This is a genomic window from Cognatundibacterium luofuense, assembly GCF_018139685.1.
GTDB classification, from domain to species: domain Bacteria; phylum Pseudomonadota; class Gammaproteobacteria; order Burkholderiales; family Burkholderiaceae_D; genus Undibacterium; species Undibacterium luofuense.
In genome coordinates this window covers 1-309 of the sequence record NZ_JAGSPN010000486.1, presented here as the reverse complement: position 1 = coordinate 309, position 309 = coordinate 1, and the positions used below count along the sequence as shown (strand labels likewise).

The following is a 309-nucleotide window of genomic DNA, read 5'->3' as shown; positions in this document are numbered from 1 at the left end:
AATCCGCATCATGCTGCGCACATACAAAATCTCAATTTATGAAAAAAAATGCTGGTTTTTCCTTGCTTGAATTAATGGCCGTGGTCGCCATCATCGCCATTCTGGGTGCGATGGCACTACCGTCGTATTTGTACAAAGTAGTTCGTGAGCAAGTAGACAGTTCTGTCCCGCTGGCAGATATCGCCAAAAAGCCCAGCGAGCTGGCCTGGCTCAGCGAAAAGGATTTTCCGGCAGACAATGCAGCGGCAGGATTACCGGCCGCCGATAAGATCGTGAATAATTTCATCAGCAGCGTCACGGTGGAAAATG

Annotated in this window: 1 protein-coding gene; it reads left to right on the top strand. The window is 48.9% G+C overall.

The features are described 5' to 3' along the window. Positions 1-38: 38 nt before the first annotated feature. Positions 39-309: pilin (locus KDM89_RS21340; RefSeq protein ID WP_212689800.1), on the top strand; the 271-nt coding region annotated here is incomplete at its 3' end.